This window comes from Kibdelosporangium persicum (genome assembly GCF_013280595.1).
In the GTDB taxonomy this organism is placed as follows: Bacteria; Actinomycetota; Actinomycetes; order Mycobacteriales; family Pseudonocardiaceae; genus Kibdelosporangium; species Kibdelosporangium persicum.
The window spans coordinates 378356-398766 of the sequence record NZ_JAAATY010000003.1; the positions used below are offsets into that span (position 1 = coordinate 378356).

Annotated in this window: 25 protein-coding genes; 14 read left to right on the forward strand and 11 right to left on the reverse strand. The window is 68.0% G+C overall.

All coding sequences use genetic code 11. The annotated features are described in order from the left end of the window. The first annotated feature begins 84 nt into the window (after window positions 1–84). Complete coding sequence (locus tag GC106_RS08560; RefSeq protein WP_312872539.1) at window positions 85–1569, forward strand: ArnT family glycosyltransferase; 1485 nt, start codon at window positions 85–87, stop codon at window positions 1567–1569. Here the strand turns inward: GC106_RS08560 and GC106_RS08565 are convergent. Together GC106_RS08565 and GC106_RS08570 are read right to left on the reverse strand one after the other, a co-directional pair. Further along, complete coding sequence (locus GC106_RS08565) at window positions 1566–2435, reverse strand: DMT family transporter (RefSeq protein ID WP_173126351.1); 870 nt, start codon at window positions 2433–2435, stop codon at window positions 1566–1568. The two genes, GC106_RS08560 and GC106_RS08565, sit on opposite strands and share 4 nt — an antisense overlap. Then, window positions 2425–3261: an AraC family transcriptional regulator gene (locus GC106_RS08570; RefSeq protein ID WP_173126354.1), complete on the reverse strand. Its 837-nt coding sequence runs from the start codon at window positions 3259–3261 to the stop codon at window positions 2425–2427. The genes GC106_RS08565 and GC106_RS08570 overlap by 11 nt, the downstream gene beginning before the upstream one ends. A 127-nt stretch (window positions 3262–3388) precedes the next feature. On the opposite strand from GC106_RS08570, the gene GC106_RS08575 reads away from it, so the two are divergent. From GC106_RS08575 to GC106_RS08590, 4 genes are read left to right on the forward strand one after another with little or no spacing between them, the layout of a single operon-like run. Further along, the gene (locus GC106_RS08575) at window positions 3389–3790 is read left to right on the forward strand and encodes a hypothetical protein (protein WP_173126357.1); all 402 of its coding nucleotides are present in this window, start codon (window positions 3389–3391) and stop codon (window positions 3788–3790) included. After that, window positions 3783–4403 (forward strand): DUF3558 domain-containing protein, encoded by a 621-nt coding sequence (locus GC106_RS08580; protein WP_173126360.1) that lies wholly within the window; start codon window positions 3783–3785, stop codon window positions 4401–4403. Before GC106_RS08575 ends, GC106_RS08580 begins: the two co-directional genes overlap by 8 nt. A gap of 1 nt (window position 4404) precedes the next feature. Next, complete coding sequence (locus tag GC106_RS08585; RefSeq protein WP_173126363.1) at window positions 4405–5562, forward strand: hypothetical protein; 1158 nt, start codon at window positions 4405–4407, stop codon at window positions 5560–5562. Window positions 5563–5567: 5 nt separating this feature from the next. Continuing rightward, complete coding sequence (locus tag GC106_RS08590) at window positions 5568–6323, forward strand: ESX secretion-associated protein EspG (protein WP_173126366.1); 756 nt, start codon at window positions 5568–5570, stop codon at window positions 6321–6323. 6 nt (window positions 6324–6329) lie between these two features. Here the strand turns inward: GC106_RS08590 and GC106_RS08595 are convergent, their stop codons facing one another. Further along, on the reverse strand, window positions 6330–6752 hold the full coding sequence (locus GC106_RS08595) for a hypothetical protein (protein ID WP_173126369.1): 423 nt from the start codon (window positions 6750–6752) through the stop codon (window positions 6330–6332). A 258-nt stretch (window positions 6753–7010) separates the two neighbouring features. Between GC106_RS08595 and GC106_RS08600 the strand changes: the two genes are divergently transcribed. Continuing rightward, window positions 7011–7751, forward strand: a complete 741-nt coding sequence (locus GC106_RS08600) for an ABC transporter ATP-binding protein (RefSeq protein ID WP_173126372.1) — start codon at window positions 7011–7013, stop codon at window positions 7749–7751. Then, complete coding sequence (locus GC106_RS08605) at window positions 7748–8494, forward strand: ABC transporter permease (RefSeq protein ID WP_173126375.1); 747 nt, start codon at window positions 7748–7750, stop codon at window positions 8492–8494. Before GC106_RS08600 ends, GC106_RS08605 begins: the two co-directional genes overlap by 4 nt. Before the next feature lie 45 nt (window positions 8495–8539). Here GC106_RS08605 and GC106_RS08610 read toward each other — a convergent pair whose 3' ends face one another. After that, window positions 8540–8947 (reverse strand): RidA family protein, encoded by a 408-nt coding sequence (locus tag GC106_RS08610; RefSeq protein WP_173126377.1) that lies wholly within the window; start codon window positions 8945–8947, stop codon window positions 8540–8542. Window positions 8948–8986: 39 nt separating this feature from the next. On the opposite strand from GC106_RS08610, the gene GC106_RS08615 reads away from it, so the two are divergent. Further along, window positions 8987–9595, forward strand: coding sequence for a TetR/AcrR family transcriptional regulator (locus tag GC106_RS08615; protein WP_312872540.1), 609 nt, complete (start codon window positions 8987–8989; stop codon window positions 9593–9595). On the opposite strand, the gene GC106_RS08620 is transcribed toward GC106_RS08615, so the two are convergent. Together GC106_RS08620 and GC106_RS08625 are read right to left on the reverse strand one after the other, a co-directional pair. Further along, window positions 9589–10332: an isocitrate lyase/PEP mutase family protein gene (locus GC106_RS08620; RefSeq protein WP_173126383.1), complete on the reverse strand. Its 744-nt coding sequence runs from the start codon at window positions 10330–10332 to the stop codon at window positions 9589–9591. The two genes, GC106_RS08615 and GC106_RS08620, sit on opposite strands and share 7 nt — an antisense overlap. Continuing rightward, window positions 10329–10793 (reverse strand): carboxymuconolactone decarboxylase family protein, encoded by a 465-nt coding sequence (locus GC106_RS08625; protein ID WP_173126386.1) that lies wholly within the window; start codon window positions 10791–10793, stop codon window positions 10329–10331. Before GC106_RS08625 ends, GC106_RS08620 begins: the two co-directional genes overlap by 4 nt. Window positions 10794–10925: 132 nt before the next feature. On the opposite strand from GC106_RS08625, the gene GC106_RS08630 reads away from it, so the two are divergent. Then, a complete protein-coding gene (locus GC106_RS08630; protein ID WP_173126389.1) occupies window positions 10926–11324 on the forward strand; it encodes a VOC family protein in 399 nt (132 codons plus the stop codon). A 102-nt stretch (window positions 11325–11426) separates the two neighbouring features. Here GC106_RS08630 and GC106_RS08635 read toward each other — a convergent pair whose 3' ends face one another. Further along, the gene (locus tag GC106_RS08635) at window positions 11427–11735 is read right to left on the reverse strand and encodes a hypothetical protein (RefSeq protein WP_173126392.1); all 309 of its coding nucleotides are present in this window, start codon (window positions 11733–11735) and stop codon (window positions 11427–11429) included. 64 nt (window positions 11736–11799) lie between these two features. Between GC106_RS08635 and GC106_RS08640 the strand changes: the two genes are divergently transcribed. Continuing rightward, a complete protein-coding gene (locus tag GC106_RS08640) occupies window positions 11800–12174 on the forward strand; it encodes a YccF domain-containing protein (RefSeq protein WP_173126395.1) in 375 nt (124 codons plus the stop codon). On the opposite strand, the gene GC106_RS08645 is transcribed toward GC106_RS08640, so the two are convergent. Beyond that, entirely contained in the window at window positions 12116–12442 is a 327-nt protein-coding gene (locus GC106_RS08645; RefSeq protein WP_312872541.1) for a DUF6191 domain-containing protein, read from the reverse strand. The genes GC106_RS08640 and GC106_RS08645 overlap by 59 nt on opposite strands. A gap of 208 nt (window positions 12443–12650) precedes the next feature. On the opposite strand from GC106_RS08645, the gene GC106_RS08650 reads away from it, so the two are divergent. The 4 genes from GC106_RS08650 to GC106_RS08665 all read left to right on the forward strand — a co-directional run bounded on the left by GC106_RS08650 (window position 12651) and on the right by GC106_RS08665 (window position 17790). Beyond that, window positions 12651–13967 carry a cytochrome P450 gene (locus GC106_RS08650; RefSeq protein WP_173126695.1) on the forward strand — a complete coding sequence of 439 codons (1317 nt, stop codon included), beginning with the start codon at window positions 12651–12653 and terminating at the stop codon, window positions 13965–13967. Window positions 13968–14083: 116 nt separating this feature from the next. Beyond that, on the forward strand, window positions 14084–15217 hold the full coding sequence (locus GC106_RS08655) for an acyl-CoA dehydrogenase family protein (protein WP_173126397.1): 1134 nt from the start codon (window positions 14084–14086) through the stop codon (window positions 15215–15217). A gap of 174 nt (window positions 15218–15391) precedes the next feature. Next, window positions 15392–16423: an ABC transporter substrate-binding protein gene (locus GC106_RS08660; protein ID WP_173126399.1), complete on the forward strand. Its 1032-nt coding sequence runs from the start codon at window positions 15392–15394 to the stop codon at window positions 16421–16423. A 353-nt stretch (window positions 16424–16776) separates the two neighbouring features. Then, on the forward strand, window positions 16777–17790 hold the full coding sequence (locus GC106_RS08665) for a methyltransferase (RefSeq protein ID WP_173126402.1): 1014 nt from the start codon (window positions 16777–16779) through the stop codon (window positions 17788–17790). Here GC106_RS08665 and GC106_RS08670 read toward each other — a convergent pair. The 3 genes from GC106_RS08670 to GC106_RS08680 are packed head-to-tail and all read right to left on the reverse strand — an operon-like array spanning window position 17780 to window position 20253. Continuing rightward, window positions 17780–18955 (reverse strand): zinc-dependent alcohol dehydrogenase, encoded by a 1176-nt coding sequence (locus GC106_RS08670; RefSeq protein WP_173126405.1) that lies wholly within the window; start codon window positions 18953–18955, stop codon window positions 17780–17782. The genes GC106_RS08665 and GC106_RS08670 overlap by 11 nt on opposite strands. After that, on the reverse strand, window positions 18952–19887 hold the full coding sequence (locus GC106_RS08675; protein ID WP_173126408.1) for an SRPBCC family protein: 936 nt from the start codon (window positions 19885–19887) through the stop codon (window positions 18952–18954). The genes GC106_RS08670 and GC106_RS08675 overlap by 4 nt, the downstream gene beginning before the upstream one ends. Window positions 19888–19929: 42 nt before the next feature. Next, window positions 19930–20253 (reverse strand): hypothetical protein, encoded by a 324-nt coding sequence (locus GC106_RS08680; RefSeq protein ID WP_173126410.1) that lies wholly within the window; start codon window positions 20251–20253, stop codon window positions 19930–19932. Between the last annotated feature and the right edge of the window lie 158 nt (window positions 20254–20411).

Here is a 20411-nt window from a genome sequence, read left to right on the forward strand (position 1 = left end):
AGTGGCCGGACAGAGATCACGCACTCCAGCGACACGCCGGTACTCTGCGCGGACCTGGGGAGGCCACTGATGACTCTTGGTGTCGTGAACACTGCAACCGAGCCGTTGCCGAGACTCGCCTGGCGTCCGGTCGGGCTGGTCGCGGCGATTCAGATCGTCGTGCTGACCGCGTTGTCCGGGCGATACGGATTCCACCGTGACGAGCTGTATTTCGTCGCGGCGGGCAAGCATCTCGATTGGGGGTATGCCGACCAGCCGCCGATCACGCCCGCGTTGGCCTGGCTGAGCACGACGCTCTTCGGCGAAACACCGTTCGGGCTGCGTGTCGTCGCGACTCTCGCGGCCGCCGCGACGGCCATCACGATCGCTTACGTGGCAAGGGAACTGGGCGGCGACAGGACCGTCCAATGGGTCTCGGCGGCGGTGGCCGCGCTCGGCCCGTTCTCCCTCGCGGTGTCCCACATGCTGTCCACCTCGACCACCGACATGCTGATCTGGGCGTTGCTCGGCCTGTTCGTGTTGCGGTTGCTGCGGACCGGCGACGGCCGGTGGTGGCCGGCCATCGGCGCGGTCATCGGTGCCGGCATGGCCAACAAGTGGCTGATCCTGCTGCTGGTCTTCGGTCTCGCGGCCGGTGTCCTGGTGTTCGGGCCGCGCGGCGTGCTGCGGACGTGGTGGCTGGCGGCCGGTGCGGCGGTGACGCTCGTGCTCGTCGCGCCGATCATGGTGTGGCAGGTGGCGAACGACTTCCCGATGCTCACCGTCGCGTCCGGGATCAGCGAGGACGACGGCGCCGAGAACCGGATTTCGTTCGTTCCCTTGCAGTTGGTGTATTTGACGCCAGTCGGTGCGGTGGTGTGGATCGCCGGTCTCGTCCGGCTGTGGCGTGATCCTGGGCTGAGGTGGGCACGGGCGCTCGCGGTGAGCTATCCGGTCGTGTGCGTGGTGTTGCTGGCCGTCGGCGGAAAGCCCTATTACTCGGTGCCGTTGCTGTTGCTGCTGGTGCCGGCTGGTGTCCGGCCGGTGCTGACGTGGCTCACCACTGGACTGCGCCGGGCGGCGCTCGGTGTTCTGGCCGCGGTGGGCGTGGTGATGGCGGTGGTCACCGGGTTGCCCGTGCTTCCACCGCCTTTGCTGAACGGGCCGGTGCTGGCGATCAACAGGGAACCCGGCGAGCAGGTCGGCTGGCCGGAGCTGACCGCGAACGTCGCGCAGGTGTGGCGGCAGATCCCGGACGGTGCGCGGGCCGGATCGGTGATCCTCACCAGCAACTACGGTCAGGCCGGGGCGATCGAGCACTACGGGCCGCGGCACGAACTGCCCAAACCGTACTCCGGGCATATGTCCTATTGGGACTGGGGTCCGCCGTCGGACAGCATGACGGGTGCCGTGCTCGTCGTTGGCGGACAACCGGCACAATCGCCTCATCTGGCGGGATGCCGTGTCGTCGCGGAGAACGACAACGGCGCCGGCGTGGACAATGAGGAGCAAGGCACCCGGATCACGTTGTGCGACCGGACAACTGCGCCGTGGTCGCAGATCTGGCCAAGCCTGCGGCGGTTCTACTAGGTCGGTACGGGAACCCGTTGCTTCGCATGGGACGTCGCCAGCACCGATCCGCCAAGGATCAGGACGAACGCGACGACCGTGACCGTGGTCAGCTGTTCGTCCAGCAGCAGCACGCCCGCGACCACCGCGACGAGCGGGTTCACGTACGTGATCACCAAGGCCTTCGACGGACCGACCTCACGGATCAGCCGGAAGAACAACAGGAACGCGATCGCCGTGCACACCACGGCGAGCCCGCCGAGCGCGAAAAGCACGTCCTGCGACGGCATCCGCCGCGGCCAGGTCACGATCGCGGCGGGCAGGTAGATGATCGCCGCGACACCCAACGAGACCGTGGCCAGCACAAGCCCCGGAACCTCCTGGAGTTTCCGGGCGGCGATCACGGGCGCGATGGCGTACCCCACCACCACCAGCATGACCTCGACGATCGCCCACGCGTCACCGCCGCTGAGGTTCGGTCCCGCGAGCAGCGCGACGCCGCCGAATCCGACGGCCAGGCCGATCCATTGTTTCGCGGCGAGGCGTTCACCACGCAGGCTCACCAGCAACGCGCCGATCGTCGGCACAGCCGCGACGAGCAGGCCGGTCATCGAGCTGGACAGCACGCGCTCGGCGTCCGACAGCAGATACCACGGCACGATGATCTCGGTCGCGGCGAACGCCAGAATCGGTTTCCAGTGCCCGCGCAGCACATCCCAGTCGATCCGGCGCAACGCGAGCGGCAGGAGCACCGCGGCGCCGATGGCCGTGCGGGCGAACACGATCATGGGTACGGACACGCCGCCGACCGCCACCTTGATCATCAGGTACGGCAGCCCCCAGATCACGCCCATCAGGCCGAAGAGAATCCACCCGTTACGTGTCACCGGCCAAGCCTCGCCGCCCGGAGGCGGTGATGTCTTGAACGCTGTTGCGGAAAGCCCCAGGTGTGACGCCGAAGACCCGCCGGAACCACCTGGTCAGGTGCGCCTGGTCGGCGAAGCCCGTCAACGCGGCCGCCTGCGCCGGCCGATGGCCCGCCTCCAGCAACGTGCGGGCCCTTGTCACGCGGTACTGCGAGAGCCACGCGTAGGGCGGCATGCCGACGGCGTCACGGAACGCCCGTAACACCTGGAACCGCGACAACCCGAGCTCCGCGGCGATCTCCTGCAACCCAGGCGGGTCAAGCATCCGATCGGCCAGCCGGTCCTTGGTGGCCAGCGCGACCCGGTCCCCCGCGCGGACCGGCCGGAAGTCCTTGGTGCCCACCGCGTGCCGCCGCACGAGCTTGGTCAGCACCCAGGACAGGCGGGACTCGGCCTCGAGCGGATCGCGCCAGCGTGTGATCAGCTCGTGCGCGTGCTGGATTTGCGTGGCCAGTTGCGGATCACGGATGATCGGCGCCGGGAAGTGCGGCACACCGGACTCGGCCAGGCTCGTCCACTGTGGATAGAGAACCCGGTAGGCGAACCCTTCGGGCACCGCGGCGGCGCCGGTATGCGTCTCCCCCGGTTCGATCACCACGATGTCACCAGGCCCCGCGTAGTACGGCGTCGCGCCGACGCGGATCACCTCCACGCCCTCCGTGCAGGCCCCGATGGAGAACTCCTCATGCGCGTGCGGGGCGAACACGTGCTCGACGAAGCGCGCCGTCATGAGGTTGAGCGGCGCCTCCTGCCCCGCGTCGACCCGCGTCCACGTGGCCTGTTCCATGGCCGCGAATGTAGCCGCCGGGCCCTGACGTGTCACCCGGACAGCCCAACGCCATTCTCCTTGCTTTTGCTTCGAAATTGTGGTTATGGTTTTTGGCGGTGTTCAAACCTCGGGGGAGGTGTTTGGCGTGCCGGACGGTGGATCGTCACCGATCGAAATAATGATCGACAAAGCACTGCGCGCAGCCGCCAGCCTGTTCGGTTTCAACCAGGGTACGGGCAAATGGATGTTCACAGATGTACGCCAACTGGAGGCAGTCATCAGTGAATGGATCAACGCACGCGACGCGATTGACGAACGCAACAAGCGGATCAACCGGACACGTCATCTCGTCAAAGCACCGGCCCCTGATGTCATGAGCGAGCTGCAGGCGCAGGCTTTCCACGAATCGCTGGTCGCCCTGGAGACCCAGTCGAGGGCGATGTACCACTACGCCGAAGCCTATGTGCGGCGACTCGAGAAGGCACGAATCGCTTATCTGTTCTCCGACGAACGCGCGAAGACAGGGTTCAATGGCCCGCATGGTTGATCGACGACAACGTTCCCTGCCAGGAGCCTGCTGCGTTCTCACGGCAGGGTTGCTCGCATTCACCGGGTGCGCCGAGAAAACCCAGGGCACGGCCACCGCGGCCACGCAGCCGTCGACCAGCACTGTGGAACGTCATGGCGCACCGTCAGTGCGGCAGCCGTTGGACGTCACCAGGTTCCTGCCACAGCCCTGCACCATCCTTGCCGCCGCTCAGCTGCGGAAACTCGATCTGCCCGGCCCTGGCGTCCCTGACACCGACAGCAGGAACGCGAAAGCAGTGGGCCCCAGCTGTACGTGGCGCAACAGCGGTGCGGCGAGCAGCCTGGGCGTCACCTTCGTCACCGCCAATACCAACGGTCTCGCCGACCGGTACCGCGCTCATGCGGCCGGTCTCATCCCGGGTTACTGGCTGGAAACGACCGTCGACGGTTATCCAGCCGTCTACAACGACGACCTCGACGACCGCGCGAGAGGTCTCTGCATGATGGATCTCGGCGTGTCGGACCATCTCACCATGCTTGTCGATGTCCAGGACCGGAGCGGGGAGAAATCGTGCGACCGGGTCGCCGTGATCGCCTCGATGGTCATCAGCACGCTGCGAGGACAAAAGTGACATGTTTCTGACAGGCGAACAGATTTATGACAACTTCACCAGGGCGGCCGGGCCTGGCGATCTGATCGCGGCCGCCGAGGAAGTGCGACACATCGCCAATGAGTGCGAGGCCCTGGGAATTGAGCTCCTCCGGCTGACCGAGAAAATGGAACAGGCGTGGCAGGGTGATTCGGCCGATGCCGCACGGCACGGTGCCCGTCCGCTCGCCGACGCGCACGCGGAAGCGTCACCGCTGATTTACCAGGCACAGGACCTTTCGGTCCGGCAGGCCGCCTCTTTTCACGACGCCAGAAACGCTGTCAAGCCTGTTCCGCCGATGCCCGAGCGGCCCGATCCGTGGGCGTTGATCTTCTCATGGGACGCGGGCAACACCTATGCCGCGCGCATCGCGGAGTACCGGGCGGCCGTCCAGCACAACGTCGACGTCATGACCGGCTACAGCAACGCGAGTGCCTTCAACACCGCGGGCCAGCCGACGTCTTTCGGCAGCATCCGTTTCATCGACGCGGACGTCGCGGTCGCCTCGCCACAAGGCCGGCCGGTGCCTGGTCCAGGTCCGCGACGGCTACCGGGTGGGGTGGTGCAAGGCCCGGAACGGCCAGTGCTACCGTCGGGCGGTCCGGAAGACGCGCTGACTGTTCCGCCCGACCCGGCGCAGCAGCAGCGATCCCAGCACGACGTCGTCAAGACAGCGGCGACGAACCTGCCCACTCCGGCCGCGAATCCGGTCGTGGGTCCGCAGGCACACGCACCATCCGGCACTGATCTGCCGTCCGCCCAAGGGGCACAGGCGGACGCGGTCCAGGCCGCGAGTCGATCGAGCACGAGTGCCTCAAACGCCAGTCGTGGCAGCCGCGTTCTGCCCCGGCTGGATGGCCGCGGTGACAGTGCCGCCAGTGGCGACAGCGTCGGCAGTGGCGGCACCGCCGCCCGGCCAGGTGGTGGCCGCCCGCTGGGCGGTGCCCTGCGTGGCGGCGCCGGTTCACTCCCCGACACGGCCGGCGCCCCACGCGGCGGGCCGCACTTTCCCTTCCTGTCACCGGGAAAGCCACGAAGTGCGGAGGACGAGGAACACCGGCGGCCGGAGTACCTGCGGGAGCGTGATCCGGAGTCCACGTTCGGCACGGACGAGCCCACCACGCCCCCGGTGATCGGGTAGCGACCATGCTGCCTGGCCCGGCGCGGCTGTCGCTTGACGCGTTGGCGCGCCTCGTGCGCGCCGAGCAGATCGGCGAACTGCCGGATGTCCTTGCGCCACCGGCGGTATGGCAGCCCAGCGCGGACGAGGACGCCGCCGAAGACCGTGCCAAGGCGGAGATCGCACGACTGGGGTGGCGAGACCGGCGCGGCCGGCTGGAACCCGAGGTGGCGGCTTCGCTTGCCGTGCTGTGCCGGGCCACAGCCGAATTCTCCGGCTGGATCGGTGGTGGCACAGGGGTTCTGGCCGCGGCGAGTGGACGTGTGGCGGTCCTCGCGGTCGCGACGGGCCAGCAGGTGACGCTCAAACGCGCACCGCGTAAGCGATTACCCGAGGCACTGGTCGCGCAACTCCCCGACGTTCCACCGGGTCAGGGCACCGCGGTGTCCGTGCCGCTTGAGGAGATGCGGCAGGCGGCCAAGTGGCGCGGCCAAGAGGAAGGCGTGGTCACCGCACGCCCCCTCCCACGCGGTGACCTACGTCAGGCCTTGCACGTCTCCGAACTGCCGGTGCTCGACAGCGGCGAACTATGGGTCGCCGTGCGCGACGGCCTCGGCCGCAGGCGCCGGATTCCTTACCCGCTGTGCTACGCCGACACGGAGTCTGGCCGGTATTTCACCGTCGCCACGGTGTCCGACAACGGTGACGTCTGGGTGCTTGTCGCGCCGGCCGCTCCCGCCGCCCTGGTCGCGAAGCTGCGTGAGCTGCACCAGTCGCTCTGACTGGCGTTACCTGTATCCCCCGCCGTGCCGATCGCGGTGCCAGCCCCTGTCGCCGTACCGGTGGTAGCGCATCCAACGATTGTGGTCCCAATAGGACGGTGTGGCCGGTGCCATCCTCGGAGGCGTCGTCTTCGCGGGCGGTGGCGGTGGCGACGGCGGCGTCTTCTTCGGCTTCGGGGCCGGTTTGGGTGGCGAGGGCACCGTCGACGTCGCCGACGTCACCGCCACCGGAGGCACGACCGGGATGAACACTGTCTCCGGTTGGCCCCGGTCGTGTCGCGGGAGGTGACCGTTCAGCTCTTCCGCCTGCGGGACAGTGATCTTCGTACGCCGCGGTTCCGAGTCGGGCGGTGTGTTCATCGTGGTCGCCACGATCACCGCCAGCACTCCGGACGTGCCCACGGCAGCCCAGCTGAGCCTGCGCCTCACCGAATCTCCTCCCGCACACTCCTGCGTGACCATGCGTAACGTGACCACAATGGATGGTCAAGAGGACATGTAGGCAAGGCATCGGGTTTTGTCGCCGGAGAACGCCGGACCGCCTCCGGCGCGATAGTGTGGGGACGGCACCACCAGGCTGACGGGAGCCCCGATGCGGACACGAATCCTGGCAACGCCCAGCCCACGCGGGACGCGGCGGTCGCGGCCGACGAGGTCGGTGACGACCAGGGACGTCGTGGCCCACCCATGATCGAGATCGCCGGTGTGCGCAAGAGCTTCGGCGCTCTCGCCGCCCTCGACGGGATCACGCTTTCCGTCGCCGACAACGAGTTCGTCACGCTGATCGGCCGGTCGGGCTGTGGGAAGTCGACGTTGCTGCGGATCGTCGCCGGCTTGCTGGCACCGACGGACGGCGCGGTGCGGATCGACGGCCGGACGGTGCGCAAACCCCGCCGGGATGTGTCCTTCATGTTCCAGCAGCCGGCTTTGCTGCCGTGGCGGTCGGTGCTCTCCAATGTGATGCTTCCGGTGGAGATCTTCGGGCTCGACAAGCGCGGCTACACCGGCCGGGCGCACGACCTGCTGGCCACGGTCGGCCTGGAGGGATTCGAGAAACGGCTGCCGCACGAACTGTCCGGCGGCATGCGCCAGCGGGTGTCGCTGTGCCGGTCGCTGATCCAGAACCCGAGGGTACTGCTGATGGACGAACCGTTCTCGGCGCTGGACGCGCTCACCCGGACCGAGCTTTCCCAGCTGCTGCAACAGATCCAACAGCAGTACGCGGCCACGATCGTGTTCGTGACGCACTCGATCGACGAAGCCGTCCTGCTGTCCGACCGGGTCGCGGTCATGACACCGAGACCAGGGCGGATCCACCGGATCGTGGACGTCGGCATCCCCCGGCCGCGGTCGCTGGGCCGCCACGCCCATGCCGCCGACGTGGCCCGGCTCAGCAACGAACTGCACGACCTGCTGGCGCCGGCATGAAGGTCGTGCTGCCGGTGATCGGCCTGGCCCTGGTGATCGGCCTGTGGTGGCTGGCCACGATCGTGTTCGGGATCGAGCGGTTCCTGGTGCCCAGCCCCAAGGACGTCGTCGACGCCTACCTGGCCCAGCAGGGGTTCCTGATCGAGCAGGCGGGCGTGACGCTGCTGGAGACCGTGCAGGGATTCCTGCTCGCGGTGGTCGCCGGGGTGCCGATCGCGCTGCTGATCGTGTCGTCGAAGATCCTCGAACGGATGATCTACCCGCTGCTGCTGGCGGTGAACGCGGTGCCGAAGATCGCGATCGCGCCGATCCTGGTGGTGTGGCTGGGTTTCGGCATGCTGCCGAAGGTCGTCATGGTGTTGCTGGTGTGCTTCTTCCCGATCGTGATCTCGACGGCCTCCGGGATGCGGTCGACCCCTGCCGAACTGGTCGAACTGCTGCGCTCGCTGGACTGCACCCGCTGGCAGGAGTTCTTCAAGCTGCGGCTGCGGTACGCGATGCCGCAGGTGTTCGTCGGCATGAAGGTGGCGATCTCGCTCGCGGTGATCGGCGCGGTGATCGCCGAGTTCGTCGGCGCCAACGCAGGTCTCGGCTACGTCATCGTCGTGTCCGGAGGCACCGCGGACACCGCATTGGCCTTCGCGGCAATGGCGTTGCTCGCGGTGCTGAGCATCGTGCTGTTCTACGGGCTGGTCATGCTGGAACGGTTCCTGCTGCCCTGGGCGGAAGGAACCAGGAACTGACCGTGTGCGGCGGCCAGCCCGGCCACTCGCTGTTCCCAGGACCGGTCACTCGAGGACGGCTGTGGCCCCCACTTCCACCAGCAGATCCGGTTCGCCCAGTGCCGAGACGCCGAGCAGGGTGATGGGCTTGACCAGGTCGGCACGCAGTTTCTCGGCGGCTCGCGCGACCCCCTCGCCCAGCAGCGGCATCTTGTCGGGTGTCCAGTCCACGACGTAGACGGTCAGCTTCGCCACGTCGGCGAACGACCCGCCGATCTCGGTCAGTGCGGTGCCGATGTTCAGGTACGCCTGTTCGACCTGCGCGGCGAGATCTCCCGCGCCCACCGGCCGTCCTTCGGCGTCCCTGGCGACCTGTCCCGCGAGGAACACCAGCTTCGAGCCGGTGGCGATGGACAACTGGCGGTACACGTCCGGCTTCGGCAACCCGTCCGGGTTCACAAGGTCGATGGCCATGCGCCAAACCATATCATCGCTATGTATTGTGGAGCCGTGGTGAGGACGAAGGACCCCGCGGTCCGGTCGATGCTGATCGACCGTGCGGCCCGGATGCTGCGGGAACGCCAACCGATCACCCTGCGGTCCCTGGTGGCCGGCACCCAGGTGTCCACGATGGCCGTCTACACGTACTTCGGCGGGATGGACGGCCTGTGGAAAGCCGTGCGCCAGGAGGGATTCACCCGCCTGGGGGCCACACTCAGGACAGTCGGGACGACAGTCGACCCGGTACGGGACCTGGCCGCTCTCGGCGCCGCGTACCTGTCCAACGCCCTCGCGTGCCCGGATCTCTACCGGGTCATGTTCGACGCGAACTTCGACCTGGAGGACGCGGCAGCGGCCGACGAAACGCTGCACTACCTGGTGCGCACCGTCGAACGAGCCAAGCGGCGCGGCAGGTTCCGCGCGGACGTCGACCCCCTGGAACTGGCGGCACAGAGCTGGACGGTCGGCCACGGCCTGGCGTCCCTGGTGGTAGCCGGGCCGTTGCCGCGGGAATCCCTGTCCCGCGGCGTGCCCCTGCTGACCGCGCTGTTCACCAGCGCGGGTGACGAGCAGGACAGGTGCCGCCAGTCCGTCGAACGCGGCTGGCGGCTCGCTCAGTAAGGCCGCTGTCCCGCCGCCATCGCCGCCAGCCTCTCCCGCAACTGGGCCTGGAGATGCCGGAACATCCCGGCCCCCAGGGAGATCCTGGCCAGTCCCAGCTCCGCCAGCCCGGCGAAGTCCGGGCCGTCCGGCAGGTAGAGCGCGTTCACCGCCGCCGGTGCGACGGCGTCGACGAACGCCTTCAGCACGTCCATGTCGCGCACGAGGATCGGGTAGACGCAGTCCGCCCCCGCCGCGAGGTAGGCACGGGCCCGTTCGATTCCCTCGTCCACCACGGCCTGCTGGTCCGCCGCGGTGATGAACACGTCCACCCTGGCGTTGATCACCAGGTCCGGGCCGGCGGCCCGGAGTGCCGCGATCCGGCCGGCCTGCCTGGCGACGTCGACCAGACCGCCGCCCGCGTCGTGGTCGCTGTCCTCGAAGTTGCAGCCGGCCGCGCCGGCTTCGGCGAGCCGCGCGGCCAGTTCCGCCTCGGGAAGGCCGTAGCCGCCCTCGACGTCCACGGTCACCGGCACGGACACCGCCCGGGTGATCCGGGCGAAGGCCGCGAACGCCTCCCCGACCGGCGTGCCGTGCTGGTCGGGGTAGCCGAGGGATTCCGCGATCGCGGCCGAACCCGTGGCCACCACCGGAAAACCGGCTTGTTCGACGAGTTTCGCCGACGCCGCGTCCCAGACGTTCGGCAGGATCAACGGCTTGCCGGGGACGTGCAGTGCGCGTAACGCCGCGGCGGTCATGCGGCCTCCTCCGGGAGTTTCGGCCTGCCGGGCACGTTGACCCGGTTGAACGCGTTGATGACAACCGTCATCCACACGATCGCGTGATACTGCGCCTCGTTGAAGACCTTCATCGCCCGTTCGTACACCTCGTCCGGCACGTCCTGGGTGTCCGTCAGGCGGGTGAGCACCTCGGTCAGCTCCAGCGCGACGCGCTCCTCCTCGGTGAACAGGTCGGTCTCGCGCCAGGCGTCGAGCAGGAACAGCCTGCGCGGGTTCTCGCCGTACTTGAGGGTGTCGCGGGTGTGCATGTCCAGGCAGAAGGCGCAGCCGTTGAGCTGCGAGGCGCGGATCTTGATCAGTTCGAGGAGCACCTGCTCCACGCCGGCCTCGCGGCCCGCCTGCTCCACCACCTGGCCCATCGCGACCAGGGACTTGAACGCCTTCGGGATGCCCATGAGGTTCTGGATTCGCTGTGTCATGACGGCAACGCTATCCGGAACTTGTCCACGTTCGAGGTCCAGTTTCAGGCAGGGATCATGGTCCAGTTGTGTTGCCCGCCCCCGGGCCGTCTGCGACGATGCTGGCCTTTCCAGTGAGAGGGAGTGGTATCGATGGCGTCCAGGCTCAACCCGTACATCAGCTTCAACGGCGACGCACGCCAGGCGATGGAGTTCTACGCGAGCGTTCTCGGAGGCGAACTCGACCTGAGGACGTTCGGCGAGTTCGGCATGGCGGACACGCCGCAGGCCGACCAGATCATGCACGGGCAGCTGGAGACGCCCAGCGGCTACACGCTGATGGCGTCCGACACCCCGCCCGGCATGGAGTACAACCCCGGCACCAACGTCACCATCAGCCTCAGCGGTGACGACCCGGAGCTGCGGGAGTACTTCGCGAAGCTGGCCGAAGGCGGCACGGTGACCGTTCCGCTGGAGAAGCAGATGTGGGGCGACGAGTTCGGTTCGCTCGTGGACAGGTTCGGCATCAACTGGATGGTCAACATCGGTTGAGCGGCGGCAACGGCAACGACAGGCCAGGCAGGCCTCGTGAGTGTTTATCGGTGTTCTAACCCTGATAAACACTCACGAGCAGGGTGGGTGCCGGCCCGCTGTTCAGTCGTCTCCGGGGTAGTCCGGGTGTGCCGCGTACACCGAGGCCACCAGTTTCAGCACGTCCGGGTCCTTCATCACGCTGGCCTCGGCGCGCAGGAACGCGACCTTGTCCGGGAACGGCACTGGGACGCGTTCCTCCGGGACCTCGACCGGATCGGCGGCGACCAGCAGGCCCTCACCGTCGGACGTGTACATGATCCGGATGCGGCCGTGTCTTTCCGCCTCGTCCAGGTGGGGCAGTTCACCGGCGTCGAACCGCCGCTCATCGTCGGCGAGACGGGCGAGCACGAACTGGCTGAGTCGTTCCATACCCCTGGATAGCCGTTGCGCGCCGGGCTCAAGCCTCACCGCGACCCCATGCCAGACTGACGGTATGCGAACGCTGCTGAACATCATCTGGCTGGTGCTGAGCGGGTTCTGGATGGCCGTCGGATACGTGGTCGCCGGAGTCGTGTGCTGCGTGCTGATCATCACGATCCCGTTCGGACTGGCGGCCTTCCGGATCGCGAACTACGCGTTGTGGCCGTTCGGGCGCCAGATCGAGCAGCGCAGGGAGGCCGGGGCGATGTCCGCCATCGGCAACGTCATCTGGATCATCTTCGCCGGCTGGTGGCTCGCGCTCGGCCACGTCGTCACCGGGTTCCTGCTGTGCGTCACGATCATCGGCATCCCGCTGGGCGTCGCCAACTTCAAGATGATCCCGATTTCCCTGGTCCCCCTGGGTTCGCGGATCGTCGAGACCGGGTGACCGGCAGCACGACGGTGCCCTTGTCCAGGTCCACTCCCGAGGGCGGGGCGCCTTGGGCGTCCTCCTCCCGCATCATCGACACCGTGTCGCGGTGTTCCAGCTCGTTGCGCTTCGTACCGTAGAACATCGCGGTGAACTCGTTGATGTACGTCTCGGCCAGCGGTGTCCCGCTCTGTTTGCGACGCTTCTGCCTGATCAGTTCCCAGGAGCCGACCAGCACGAGCAACAGCACTGCGGCCGGGCCGCTCAGCGCCAACGCGGTTTCCACACGCGCTCAACGCCCCGGCCGCGGCTGCGGTTCCGGCACGCCGTAGCCGCTTCATAAACGACAGTGCGGACTCCTCGTCACCGACACGTCCGGTGACTACCCGATCGGGTACTCGTCCGACAGGCCGAACGCCTCTACGGTGAGTGGTCGATTTTGTCACGACCGCGAGGAGCGGATGTCCGTGAGTTCCCCCGGCACGCTGAGCCAGATGCCGGTCGCACCTGGACGCTGGCCCGTGCTCGGGCACACGCCTTCCCTGCTGCGGCACCGGTTCGGATTCACATCTTCGCTGGCCGGCCACGGTGACGTCGTCAAGGTGTACTTAGGCCCGCTGCCCGCGTACATGGTCACCAGCCCCCGGCTGATCCACCAGATCCTTGTCACCGACGGAAAGAAGTTCGACAAGGGCATCATGTTCGACCGGTTCCGGCCGTTCTTCGGCAACGGGATCGCGATGTCCAACGGCCCGTTCCACGACCGGCAGCGCAGGCTCATGCTGCCGGCCTTCCACGTCAGCCGGATCGCGGACTACGCGACGGTGATGTCCGAGGTGGCCCAGGCGATCGCGGAGTCGTGGCAGGCCAACCAGGTCGTCGAGGTCGACCAGGCCATGCTGCGGTTGTCCGTCACGGTCGCCGGACGGACCCTGTTCACCACCGAACTGGGCGCCGCCGCCATCGCCGAGGCGCAGCGCTCGATGCCCGTCGTGATCAGGCAGGGCATGGTTCGCGCGTTGTCGCCCGGCTTCGTCACCCACCTGCCGATCCCGGGCAACCGCCGGTTCGACCAGGCGATCCAGCGGTTGCGCGCGATCGTGCTCGCCGTCGTCGCCGAAGGCCGCGAACAGCCCGGGGACCGCGGTGACATCCTCTCGATGTTGCTGGCCGCACGGGATGAGGACACCGGCGAGCCGATGACCGACCAGCAGGTCCACGACGAGGTCGTGACGCTGCTGACCGGCGGCATCGAGACCACCGCGCTGGCGTTGACCTGGTTCTTCCACGAGATAGGCCGTCATCCGGGAATCGAGGAACGCTGGCACGCGGAGGTCGATCGGCTGCGCGGCCGTCCACTCACGTACCAGGACGTGGCGAAACTCCCGTACACCAACCGGATCTGCAAGGAAGTGCTTCGCCGCTACCCGATCTGGCTGCTGATGCGGCGCACCAACACGGATGTCGATCTCGGCGGAACGCTCGTCCCACCGGCGACCGAGGTCGCGTTCAGCCCGCACGCGCTGCACCACGACGAGCGGTTCTACCCCGATCCGTACCGCTTCGACCCGGATCGCTGGGACACCGCCAAGAACCCGCCGCCGCCGAAGGGCGCGTACGTGCCCTTCAGTGACGGATCGCGCAAGTGCATCGGCAACCACTTCGCCTTCGCCGAGATGGCCATCGCCACGGCGACCATCGGCTCGCGGTGGCGGATGGTCCCGGTGCCGGACAGGCCGGTGCGGATCAAGGTCACCGGCGCCGCCTACCCCAGTCAACTGCCCATGACGGCCGTCCCCCGGGCCGTCTGACGGCTCAGTCCCGTTTCGCAGTCGTGCTGACCGGTCCCAGCCAGTGACAGCAGGGTTCGGCGTGTTCGTGTCACTATCATCGCCGGCGGTCACGTCGAGCAGACGAGGGAGTCGCGATGCATCCGCTTGGGCCGCCGCCGGAGGAACAGCACTGGGTGGACAAGGCGGCCGGGCTGGCGGTGGAGTTCGCCAAAACCGCGGCCGCGTACGACGAAAGCACCGAGGTGCCGCGCGCCAACCTCGAAGCGCTGCACACCAGTGGCCTGGACCAGGCCCTGCTGCCGAGGGAGTTCGGCGGCGAGGACCTCAGTTACCGCGCCTACGGCGAGATCGTGCGGCTCCTGGCCGCCGCGTGCCCGTCCACAGCGTGCATCTGGGTCATGCACGTCGGCGCCGCGACCGGCCTGGTGCAGCTGTCCGCGCCAGAGGCTGCCCGGTTCTACGCGGACGAGTACATCGCCGGACGCCGGTTCGCCAACGCGCTGTCCGAGCCGAGCGGCGGCAACCTTTTCCTGTTGCCCCAGCAGCACGCGCGGCCGGTCGACGGCGGTTTCCGGCTGACCGGCGCGAAGCGGTTCACCTCCGGCTGCGAGATCGCCGACCACTTCCTGGTCAACGTGCTGATCGACGACACACCGACGTTCTTCGGCGTCGCCGCGGACGAGACGATCGAGTACGTGCCGATCGGCGACACGATGGGCCTGCGCGCCAACGGAAGCCGCCTGGTCGACTTCCGCGGCACCGTGCTGCGCCCGGACCGTCGATGCCCGCCGTCGACAGCGCACCGTCCGAACAGGATCGGCAGCGGGATCGCGTTCCTGTCGCTCGGAGTCGCCGACGCCGCGATCGCGGCGCTGATCGACCACGCACGCACCCGCACCGTCCCCACCACCGGCGAACCGCTGGCGACGATGCAGTGGCTGCGGTTCGACCTGGCCGACGTGCACAGCCGCCTGGAAGCGGCGGCGATGTACGCCAAGCACATGACGTGGCTCGCCGACCAGAACGACCTGGAGTTCAACCCGGCGACGCTGCGCGCCAAACTGCTGGCCAACCAGGTCGCCGTGGACGCCGCCCAGTTGGCGCTCAAGGCCGGTGGCGGGTCGGGCTACCTGAGTACGTCCCCGATCCAACGGATCCTGCGGGATGCCTACGCGGGCTGGGTCATGGCGTATTCGGTGGAGGTGTGCCGCGACCGGCTCAGCGCGGAACTGTTCCAGCAGGCCGACGCATCACCTGACGCATCGTGACGGCCAAACGCGCAGCGTAAGCCTGGTGGAACGGGCTCCGATCGGCTCGGTTGGGGAATAACCCGACAGGGGGAAACCCGGGGTTGTGGTCACGAAACAAGATCCCTAGAGTGACCGGACGTACCCCCGGAGTAACCCGTCCGGGCTAGTCAACTTCCACTATCAGGAGAGGCAATGTTGCGACGCTCCACGGTGACCGGGAGCCCTCGGCTGGTGGTACTGGCCATCGTGACCACCGTGCTCGCGACGCTGTCCGGCTGCGGCCTGCTCGGCGGCTCGTCCGGCGACGAGGGCGGCCCCACGGACAAGGTTGAGAAGTCCACGATCAGACTGGGCCTGCTGCCCGTCGTCGACGTGGCGTCCGTGCACCTGGCGATCAACGAGGGCTACTTCAAACAGGAGGGTCTCGACGTCAAACTGGTCAACATCCAGGGCGCCGGCGCGGCCATCCCCAACCTGGTCAGCGACAAGTCCGACTTCGACATCGTCTTCGGCAACTACGTGTCGTTCTTCAACTCCGAGGCCAAGGGCATCGCCAAGGACGTCGAGGGCCTGAAGTTCGTCGCGGACGGCTACGTGGCCAAGCCGAACACCTGGATGGTGCTGGCCGGACCGAACTCGACGGCGAAGAAGATCACCGACCTGCCGGGCAAGAAGGTCGCGGTGACGACCAAGCAGAGCCTGGCCGAGGTCAGCATCCGGTCGGTGATGAAGGTCAACAGCGTCGACGCCAACCAGGTGACGTTCGTCGAGATGCCGTACACCGACATGGGCGCCGCGCTGGCGGCGAACCGCGTCGACGCGGCACTGCTGGCCGAGCCGTTCATCACCCAGGCCGCGAAGGAGTTCGGCGCGGTGCAGCTGTTCGACGCCGCCGCCGGGCCGACCGCCGAACTGCCGATCGCCGGATACGGCACGACAGGCAAGTTCGCCAGGGAGAACCCGAAGACGATCGCGGCCTTCCAGCGTGGCTTCGCCAAGGGCCAGGAGACCGCGGGCTCCGACCGGTCCAAGGTGGAGAAGTTGCTGCCCGGTTACGCCAAGATCGACCCGCAGACCGCGTCACTGGTGAACCTGGGCGGCTTCCCGACCCGGCTGGAAGCGAGCCGGTTGCAGCGCATCCCGGACCTGATGCTGGAGTTCGGCATGCTGCAGCAGCGGATCGACGCCGGCAGCATGATCCTGCAGAACACTCCAGCCGGGTGAGATCCTCGCCAGGCTGAAGGCGGCGGCGCGGACCTGACGGGTCCGCGCCGCCGCCATTTCCGGGGTCAGCCGGTGGGGCGATGCGCCGGATTGATGCGCGCTGTAGTTGCCGGGGCGGCGCGCGTTGTGCCTGCTTCGGCGCGCTTTGCGTTGGCGCGGCGCGAAGAAACCCGCAGAGACACGCGACATTTCGGCCAGTGGTATGTTTACCGCATGGTTGTCGCTGGTTCGGTGGTGTGGCGCGGCCCGTCCGAGTAGACGGTCCGTTCGTTCCCATCGAATCGAGCCGTCTTCGGACGGCCCGCGTGATCCCCTGACCGCCGAAGACGGCTCCCACTGGCTTGGGAGTCCAGGTGGAGTACCTCATCGAGGTCGGCGACGAGCTCGCCGCGAAGGATGCCATCAAACTCGCCCGCGGCAACCGGATTCTGTTGTGGCGCGGCGACTTCCGCAACGCACTTCAGCTACTCGCCGCGATGAAACGCAGGCTGCGCCGCGTTCCGCGTGGCACCAGTCCGGCCGACACGTTCCGCAGGTATCGCCAGGCCACCACGGAAAGAAGCAGGATCCTCAGCCGGGTCCAAGTGGAGCTCGGCCCTGGCTACACACTCACGCTTCCGCACGCCCCGGACATCACCCGCGCCTGCCGACTGGCTTTCGGAGACGCTTCCGACAACCGTATGCCTCTCACCGAAATCCTCGGCGCGCTGGGAGCCGACCGGTGGCGGACGAGAGGCGTGCACGTGCCCGCACTGCAAGCCAGGATCCATCCGCACTACGGCGTTTTCGCCCCCACCCGCCAGGAGTACGTCGACCTGGTCGCTGAAGCGCCCTGGCCCCGGCCGAGAACAGCGCTCGACATCGGAACCGGCACCGGAGTACTGGCGGCCGTTCTGGCCAAGCGCGGCGCCGGGCACGTCGAAGCCGTGGACATCGAACCGAGAGCCGTCGAGTGCGCGCGCGAAAACCTCGCCAGGCTCGGGCTTTCCGCCAGGACGACGGTGTCCCGGCACGATCTTCTCCCGGCAGGCAAGGCGGATCTCGTCGTGTGCAATCCGCCCTGGCTGCCCGGCCCGGCCGCCACACCACTGGACGCCGCGATCTACGACCCGGGTTCCCGGATGCTGCGGGGGTTTCTGCGAAACCTCCCGCGGCACCTGTCCGGGCATGGCGAGGCCTGGCTGGTCCTGTCCGACCTCGCCGTGCGTCTCGGGCTGCGAGCCGGCACCGAGGCGCTGATCGCCGCCGCCGGTCTGCGTGTCCTGGACCGGCTCGACATCAGGCCACGGCACAAGGTGAGCCGTGACGACCCGCTCGCCGAGTACCGGGCCGCGGCGATCACGTCCCTGTGGCGGATCAGGGTTTGAGGACGACCTTCTCGCAGTCGTCCTGCTTGTGCTTGAAGATCTCGTAGCCGCGCGGTGCCTCGTCGAGCGGGAACGTGTGGGTGATGATCCTGGTCGGGTCGATCTCGCCGCGTTCGATGCGTTGCAGCAACGGCTTCAGGTAGCGGTGCACGTGGCACTGGCCGGTGCGCAGCGTGAGCGACCGGTTCATCCACGCGCCCGCCGGGAACTTGTCGATCAGGCCGCCGTAGACCCCGACCACCGACACGATTCCGCCGCTGCGGCAGGACAGGATGGCCTGCCGCAGCGCGTGCGGCCGGTCCGTCTCCATCCGCAGCGTCTGCTTGGCCTTGTCGTAGAGGCGCACGTGCGGGCTGCCGTGGTCCGCCTCCAGCCCGACGGCGTCGACGCACTTGTCCGGGCCACGGCCCGCGGTCAGCTCAAGCAGCCGGGAACGCACATCGACCTCGTCGAAGTTGATGACCGTGTAACCGGCTTGTTCGGCCATCCGCAGGCGGTACGGCTCCTTGTCGATGGCGATCACGTGCGCGGCGCCGAGCACGCGCGCGCTGTCCATCGCGAGCTGCCCGATCGGCCCCGCGCCCCACACCGCGACCACGTCCGTCGGCTGGATGTCGCACATCTCCGCGCCCATGTAGGCGGTCGGCAGGACGTCGGTCAGGAACAGCACCTGCTCGTCGGTCAGATCCGACTCGATCCGCAACGGGCCGACGTCGGCGAACGGCACCCGGACGTACTGCGCCTGTCCACCGGCGAACCCGCCGGTCAGGTGCGAATAGCCGAAGATGCCCGCCGTCGGGTGACCGAACAGCTTCTCCGCCATGCCCGCGTTGGGATTGCTGTTCTCACAACACGAGTACAGCTCCGCCGCGCACGCGTTGCACGCACCGCAGGCGATCGGGAACGGCACGATCACCCGATCGCCCACGCTCAGCCTGGCCGGGTCGACACCCGGGCCGACCTCGACCACCTCGCCCATGAACTCGTGGCCCATCACGTCGCCGTCCTGCATGGTCGGCACGTAGCCGTTCAGCAGGTGCAGGTCCGATCCGCAGATCGCGGTCGAGGTGACCCGCACGATCGCGTCCCGGCTGTTGAGCATGACCGGGTCGGGGACGTCACGGACTTCGACCGTGTTGCGGCCCGCCCACGTGACCGCCCTCATACCAGCGCTCCTTTCGGCTCGATCTGGTCGAGTTCCTCGCGGGTCAGCGGCTGCGCCGGCCGCTGCGGGAACTCGTGCCGCGCCCGCTTGCCCCACGGCGCGCCGTCGGAGCGGACGACCTCGCCGGTCTCCATCACCTGCTTGAACCGCCTGAGGTCGTCGTCGAGCTGCTGGTGCGGCTCCTCGCCGAAGTACCTCGCGAGCAGCTTGCCGAGCCCGCCCGCGGGCAGCTCGTACGTCATCCGGACGCGCACCTCGGTGCTCACGCCGTCCGGTGCGGGCGTGAACCGCACTTCACCCCGGTTCGGGACGTCCGCGCCGGGCAACGAGCGCCAGGCGATGCGGTCGCCCGGGACCTCGTCGACGATCTCCGCGTCCCATTCGACCGTCCGGTCGAACGGCGCGGTGGCCACCCAGTGGCTCGTCCGGTCGGAGGTGACGCGCACTTCGTCGAGGTGCGCCATGAAGTTCGGGAGATTGTCCAGCCGTCGCCAGAACGCGTACACGTCCGGCGGCGGCTTGCGGACCGTTGTCGCCGCTGTCAGTTCCATAGTTCCGCCTTGAGTCGTCCGAAGTGCGGTGCGCACGTCCGCGACAGTGATGCCGACGACGGCGCCCGTCACTGCCAGCAGCCGCATCCGCCGCTGCCCATGACGGTGCGCGAGTGCCACGCCGAGGCTGAACAGGTCCATCGCGTCGCCGGCTACCCGTGTCCACGCCCATGGCCCGGTCCGTTTGCCTGCCAGCAGCCCTGCCGCGTGCACCAGTTCGCGTGCGCCCACCAACGGCACCATCACCTTGGATGTTCGCGAGTCGCCGACGCCGCTGAGCCTGCGCACCGCTTTCGGTGCCACCAGTTGCGCCACGCCGAGGCCGAGACTCACCCAGCCCAGAGCTCTGGCTCTGGGTCGTTCCGCCGTTCCAGAGGTCATGACCACCTTCCCAAAGACCGCCCGAACATGCGGGCTACCACGTCAGCGCGCCAATACACGCACCAGTCGGGCGACGTTTGACGCGGCGCGGGCCGGGAACGGGAAAATGATGATCAACAGGGCGGTGCCGGGCCGGGAGGGTGACCGGTGACCGCCGACGACCTGGCTCGGCGGTGGATCACCCCCGCAGCGGTCCGGTGACATCGGCGAGGAGGAGATCCGCCGGGGACCGTCGTCGCCATGCGTAGCGGTGCCGCCGACATCCCGACAACCGACATCGTCGACGACCACACCCCGCCGCACGACCCGACTGATCAACCAGCTGCTCGACGCGGCGGGCACGCTCAGCTTCCAGTCGTACGTCAAAGGCCGTCCGTCCACTGAGGAACGGCGGCCTGGGTGACCGGCGCCACAGCCGTCCACAAAGGAACACGCACTAGCAGAATCGCCGCGAGAATGCGAATCCCTTCCGAAGCGTGGAACGATTTGGCTCCCGACGTCGTGATTGGCGAAAGTGACTGCCG